This is a genomic window from uncultured Fretibacterium sp. (assembly GCF_938030725.1).
Classification (GTDB): domain Bacteria; phylum Synergistota; class Synergistia; order Synergistales; family Aminobacteriaceae; genus Fretibacterium.
The window spans coordinates 1-5,854 of record NZ_CALHIQ010000052.1 but is presented as its reverse complement, the minus strand read 5'-3'; the positions used below and the strand labels follow the sequence as shown (position 1 = coordinate 5,854).

Annotated in this window: 6 protein-coding genes; all 6 read left to right on the top strand. The window is 64.3% G+C overall.

Annotated features, from left to right (window positions below; genetic code table 11):
- Positions 1-685: 685 nt before the first annotated feature.
- The gene (locus Q0629_RS03235) at positions 686-1,486 is read left to right on the top strand and encodes a putative hydro-lyase (RefSeq protein ID WP_298778875.1); all 801 of its coding nucleotides are present in this window, start codon (positions 686-688) and stop codon (positions 1,484-1,486) included.
- 57 nt (positions 1,487-1,543) lie between these two features.
- Positions 1,544-2,749 (top strand): NRAMP family divalent metal transporter, encoded by a 1,206-nt coding sequence (locus Q0629_RS03230; RefSeq protein WP_298778872.1) that lies wholly within the window; start codon positions 1,544-1,546, stop codon positions 2,747-2,749.
- Positions 2,750-2,817: 68 nt separating this feature from the next.
- Positions 2,818-3,549: a 5-oxoprolinase subunit PxpB gene (gene pxpB, locus Q0629_RS03225; RefSeq protein ID WP_298778870.1), complete on the top strand. Its 732-nt coding sequence runs from the start codon at positions 2,818-2,820 to the stop codon at positions 3,547-3,549.
- On the top strand, positions 3,546-4,616 hold the full coding sequence (locus tag Q0629_RS03220) for a biotin-dependent carboxyltransferase family protein (protein ID WP_298778867.1): 1,071 nt from the start codon (positions 3,546-3,548) through the stop codon (positions 4,614-4,616). The genes pxpB and Q0629_RS03220 overlap by 4 nt, the downstream gene beginning before the upstream one ends.
- A 19-nt stretch (positions 4,617-4,635) precedes the next feature.
- A complete protein-coding gene (locus Q0629_RS03215; protein WP_298778863.1) occupies positions 4,636-5,397 on the top strand; it encodes a 5-oxoprolinase subunit PxpA in 762 nt (253 codons plus the stop codon).
- A gap of 60 nt (positions 5,398-5,457) precedes the next feature.
- A partial coding sequence (locus Q0629_RS03210; RefSeq protein ID WP_298778861.1) for a sulfurtransferase TusA family protein occupies positions 5,458-5,854 on the top strand: 397 nt, incomplete at its 3' end.

The following is a 5,854-nucleotide window of genomic DNA, read 5'->3' as shown; positions in this document are numbered from 1 at the left end:
TCTTCACCCCCGCGGAGAACGTCGAGGCGTACGTCCGGTGGGGCAAGGAGCTGGGGAAGTTGCCCATCGACACGGAGAGGCTGAAGCGCATTGTGGAGGAGTCGCCCCAAAACCACGGATAAAAGCAGATCGCCTGACAGGGACTGTTTGTGCTGGATTGCCAAGCCCAACGCAGCGGCCCAGGTCCACGGGCAAGGTTTTTAACATGAAGCAGGGACAGGCCTTGCGGTCAACCATGGTGCCAGCCCCCCGCTCCACGGAACGGTGTCCGCCTCCCAATCTCCGCCGTAGGGCCCCCTGCTCAACTTCTTTCGGTCGAAGCACAATGAAAACGGGTGTCTCTGACAGACCCCGACCAGTGTACGAAGACCCTGTGTATTTTCTCGCTCTGTTGTTATAAAATAATGACAAGTCATACTCCTTCCACAGAGTTTTTAGGGGAAGGGGCGACTCCGGGTGACCGTCTCCCTCGCTGTTGAGGATCGTAAACTCCTTTACCGCGAAGGACTGCCACTCGGATGAAACTGCCAGGCGCCCAGCATCGGTGCCCCGCTTCCCGGGCGCAGCGCACGCTGTTCGCTGTTCCTCTGTTTTTTATCTTCGTTCATCCCCCTGTTGTTGCCTTTTAGTATGGTGAATCCAAGTGTCTGCTCGATGCAATCCAGGAACGGAGGTCTTGAAGGAAATGGCAAAGATGAGCGACTATGCGGGAGCCAGCCCCCGTGAGGTGCGGCAGATGATCCGTGAAGGCAAGTGGGATCGGCCCACCTCCGGTATGTGTGCCGGACACGTACAGGCTAACCTGGTGGTGCTGCCCAGGGACCTTGCCTACGATTTTCTGGTCTTCGCCCAGAGAAACCCCAAGCCCTGCCCCATCCTGGACGTGACGGAGCCCGGTGAGACGGAGCCGCGCCTCATTGCGCCGGGGGCGAACATCGCGACGGACATCCCGCGCTACCGCGTGTGGGAGAAGGGGAAGTGCGTGGACGAACCCACGGACGTGACGAAGTACTGGAAGAGGGACCTGGTGGGCTTCCTGGTGGGGTGCTCCTTCTCCTTTGAGGGGGCGCTGCTCCAGGCGGGGATCGGCGTTCGCCACATTGAGTGCGACTGCAACGTCCCCATGTACATCACGAATATCCAGTGCCGTCCGGCAGGGCAGTTGAAGGGGCCTATGGTGGTCTCCATGCGCCCCATCCCCCACGCTCAGGTCCCCAAGGCCGTGCTCTGCACGGGACGCTTCCCTTCCGTTCACGGCGCCCCCGTCCACATCGGGGACCCCTCGGCCATCGGCATTGCCGACGTTACGAAGCCGGATTTCGGCGACGCAGTGGAGATCCGCAGGGGGGAGACCCCCGTTTTCTGGGCCTGCGGCGTGACGCCCCAGGCGGCCATCATGGCGGCCTGTCCGGAGTTTGCCATCACCCACTCCCCAGGCCACATGTTCATCGCCGACCCCATGGACAGCGACTACGCCGTATTCTAGGGGGGCAGGACGGCCTTCGGTCGTTCACGCATATCACACTATATGGGAGGTAACCACATGGAACAGAAGAGCAATAAGGGGACGCTGCAGGTTCTGTTGGGCGCAGCCTTCCTCATGGCCACCTCGGCCATCGGGCCGGGGTTCCTCACCCAGACGACGGTATTCACCCAGCAGCTTCTGGCCGCGGCAGGCTTCGCCATCCTCGCCACCATCATCGTGACGGCCATCGTGCAGCTCAACATCTGGCGCATCCTCTGCGTCTCCGGCCTCCGGGCACAGGACGTGGCCAACAGGGTCCTGCCGGGGCTGGGGTACTTCCTGGCCTTCGCGGTGGCCCTGGGCGGACTCGCCTTCAACGTGGGCAACGTGGGCGGCGCAGCCCTGGGGCTCAACACGATGCTGGACCTTCCGCTGCATTACGGCGCAGTGATCAGCGCGGCCATCGCCGTCTTCATCTACCTGAACAAGGACCTGGGCAAGGCCATGGACTACTTCACCCAGATCCTGGGCGTCCTGATGATCGCCCTGATGTGTTACGTGGCCGTGAAGGCCGCGCCGTCCCTTGACATAGTGGCCAGGGGAACCCTTGCCCCCGAAACGATCAACTGGATGGTGATCCTGACCCTCATTGGCGGCACGGTGGGCGGGTACATTTCTTTCTCCGGCGCGCACCGCCTGCTGGACGCCGGCATCAGAGACGTGAAGGACGCCACCAAGGCGGCGGCTAACGGGGTCCTCGTCACCTCGATCATGCGCATCCTGCTGTTCCTCGCGGTCCTGGGCGTGGTGTACGTTGCAGCCGGCGAAGATGCGGTTGTGTTGGACAAGAATAACCCGGCAGCGGACGCGTTTTTCAGAGGCGCCGGCGAGATCGGGCGGCGGATGTTCGGCGTCGTGCTTTGGGCGGCTGGCGTCACCTCCGTCATCGGCGCCTCCTACACCTCGGTCTCCTTCCTCCGGACGCTCTTCAAGGTCATTGACCGGAACTACCGCTGGTGGATGATCGGCTTCATCTGCGTCTCCACGGCCATCAACGTCTTGGTGGCCAGGCCCGTGGCGCTTCTCATTCTGGCCGGGGCCATCAACGGCCTCATCCTGCCCCTGGCCCTGGGTTCCATCCTGCTGGGCGCATACAAGAAGGAAGTTGTGGGCAACTACCGCCACTCCATCCTCCTCACCCTCACCGGCTGGGCTGTGGTGGCCTTCACGCTGTGGATGGGCGTCCAGGCGCTCCCCAACATCATGAAGATCTTCAACAGCTAATTGATGCACGGGGGAGGGCGCAGTTGCCGCCCCTCCCCCATGTGTGACCTCATCTGGAGGTGACTGACATGGACGCAAAGATTCTTCCGGCGGGGGAGACGTGTCTGTTCGTGGACTTCGGCGAGAAGATCGACATGGAGATCAACAGGCACGTCCAGGCCATCAAGCGGGCGCTGCTGGACCGTCCCTTCAAGGGGATGAAGGAGCTTGTGCCCACCTATCGCTCCCTTTCCGTGTACTTTGACCCGCTTACCGTGGACCTGCCGGCGCTGAAGAAGCGCCTGGAGCAGGAGCTTGAGGGCGCCGGCCCCGCGGACTCGGCCAGCACCACGGAGGTGTGCGTTCCCGTGTTCTTCGGCGGCGAGTTCGGTCCAGACCTGGGCGATGTTGCATCGCACACAGGCCTCAGCGAGGACGAGGTGGTGCGGCGCTACAGCGAGTCGCCCCTCTATTGTTTCATGAACGGCTTCACCCCTGGCTTCCCCTACCTGGGGGGCATGGACCCTTCGCTGGAGACACCACGGCTCAAGACGCCTCGGGAGCTCATTCCGGCCAACAGCGTGGCCATTGGAGGCGCCCAGGCCGGAGCCTACTCCATCGCCAGCCCCGGTGGCTGGCGCATCATCGGTCGAGTGCCCTACGATCTCTACGACGCCGGGCGTGAACCCGCCGTGGCCATCCAGGCTGGAATGTGGGTCCACTTCTATCCGGTGACCATGGAGCGCTACAGGGAGATTGAGGCGGAGGCCAAAAGCGGCGCCTACAGGGTTGAGTACCGTGAGAGGGGGGCGGCGAGATGAGGCTCGTGATTCAGAAACCGGGGACGCTGACCACCGTGCAGGACCTTGGCCGCTGGGGGCACCAGGCGCTTGGAATGCCCGTCAGCGGCGCCATGGATGCGCCTGCTCTGGCCCGAGGCAACCTGCTGCTAGGCAACCCGGCGGGGGCCGCGGCCCTTGAAGTCACCCTGATGGGGCCTACGGTCCTCTTTGAGGACGGCGAAGGGGCCGTCGCCATCACGGGCGGGGACCTTGCTCCCAGGCTGAATGGCGCGCCTGTTGCCAACTGGACGGTCGTGGCGGTTCGGGAGGGCGACGTCCTGTCCTTCGGCGGCATGACCGGCAAGGGGTGCCGCGCCTACCTCTGCGTGGCCGGCGGGATTGACGTCCCCCTGGTGATGGGGAGCCGCAGCACCTACATGAAGGCCGGCACCGGAGGCTTCGAGGGACGTAAGCTGGCGGCGGGGGACGCGCTGCCGGTGGGGGAGCCCTGGGTCCTGTGGCGTTACACGGCGGGAGTCGGCTGTCCGGAGGACCTGCGCCCCGACTATGCGCCAAACGCTCCGCTGCGGACGGTCCTGGGACCGCAGGATTCCTACGTCAAACCCGATGGCGTCAAGACCTTCTTCGAGACGGAGTACAAGGTGGCCGCCTCGGCGGACCGCATGGGGTATCGCATGGAGGGGGACGCCGTCATCGAGCACGTGAAGGGCCCGGACATCGTTTCGGACGGAATTCCCATGGGGGCGGTGCAGATCCCCGGGCAGGGCCTCCCCATCGTGATGATGGCGGACCGCCAGACCACGGGGGGGTACGTCAAGATTGGCGTGGTCCACGCCTTTGACGTGGCCCGCCTGAGCCAGCGCGTCCCCGGCGCAGCGGTGCGTTTCACACAGATATCTCAGGAGGAGGGCATCGAGATATCCAGGCGGGAGGCGACGGCGCTGAAGGCGCTTCAGAAGTACGTGACGGAGTCTGCGGTCGCTGCGGCGAAGGCGTCCCGTGAGCTGGGGAGGAGGGCGTCCGGGGCCATGAAGGTACGGGTGGACGGGGTGGAACACACCGTCACCTGGGAGAGACTTTCCTGAATAGAGGAGTGATGACCTGATGCCTTACAAGGTGGATTTGAACAGCGACCTGGGCGAGAGCTTTGGCGCCTGGAAGATGGGCATGGATGAGGACGTGCTGACCTTCGTCTCATCCGCCAACGTGGCCTGCGGGTTCCACGCGGGCGACCCGCTGGTGATGAAGAACACGGTAGCCGCGGCCAGGGCCGCCGGCGTGGCCGTAGGGGCCCACCCAGGTTACCCGGACGTGGTGGGCTTTGGTCGGCGCGGCATGGTCTGCTCGGCGGACGAACTGTACACGGACGTGCTGTATCAGGTGGGGGCCCTGAAGGCCTTTTGTGAGGCCGCTGGGCTGAAGCTCCAGCACGTGAAGCCCCACGGCGCCATGTACAACAGCGCGGCCAAGAAGCTGGAAGAGGCCATGGCCATCGCCCAGGCCGTGAAGGACGCTGGGGACGGCATCATTCTTATGGGGCTGGCGGGGTCCAAATTCGACGAGGCGGCGGAGAAGCTGGGCATCCCCTACGCGGCGGAGGCCTTCGCGGACCGGGGCTACATGAACGACGGCTCCCTGGTGCCGCGCAGGATGGAGGGGGCCTTCGTCAAGGACGTGGAGGTCGCGGCCAGGCGCGTAATCCGCATGGTGAAGGAAGGGGTGGTGGAGGCCGTCGACGGAACGGTGGTCAGGCTGAAACCCCAGTCCATCTGCCTGCATGGCGACTCCCCAACGGCCGTGCAGATGGCCCGGACGCTCCGCGCCCGCCTGGAGGAGGCCGACATCGAGATCGCCCCCCTGAAGTAGGGATGCGGGGAGTGGGGCGGTATAATTAAGGAAACACGACTTTTTAGGAGGGACTCTTTTATGATCACAGTCAACGCTATGGGGAAGGCCTGTCCGGAGCCGGTCATTATGACGAAGGCGGCGCTGGAGAAGGGAGCGACGGAGCTGGAGGTCCTGGTGGACAACGCCGTCGCCGCCTCGAACGTCACGCGCCTCCTGGAGGGGCAGGGGTTTCATGTGGAGCGCCGAGAGAACGGCAGCGAGTTCAGGCTGACCGGCCGGAGGGATGGTGCGGCCGTTGCCGCAGCTCCTGCTCCGGCCTCCTGTCCACAGGGCGGTGCTCGCCTCGCCGTCTTGGTCACGGGCAAGACCCTGGGGCGCGAGGATAAGGAGCTGGGCGAGGTCCTGATCAAGGGCTTTATGGGCACGCTCTCGAAGCTCGAGACGCCGCCCGCGGTGCTGGCCCTCATGAACGAGG

Excerpts from the sequence above, each read along its gene's own strand:
- Q0629_RS03235 (WP_298778875.1), top strand. The coding sequence starts at position 686 with ATGGCAAAGATGAGCGACTATGCGGGAGCCAGCCCCCGTGAGGTGCGG.
- Q0629_RS03230 (WP_298778872.1), top strand. The coding sequence starts at position 1,544 with ATGGAACAGAAGAGCAATAAGGGGACGCTGCAGGTTCTGTTGGGCGCA.
- pxpB (WP_298778870.1), top strand. The coding sequence starts at position 2,818 with ATGGACGCAAAGATTCTTCCGGCGGGGGAGACGTGTCTGTTCGTGGAC.
- Q0629_RS03220 (WP_298778867.1), top strand. The coding sequence starts at position 3,546 with ATGAGGCTCGTGATTCAGAAACCGGGGACGCTGACCACCGTGCAGGAC.
- Q0629_RS03215 (WP_298778863.1), top strand. The coding sequence starts at position 4,636 with ATGCCTTACAAGGTGGATTTGAACAGCGACCTGGGCGAGAGCTTTGGC.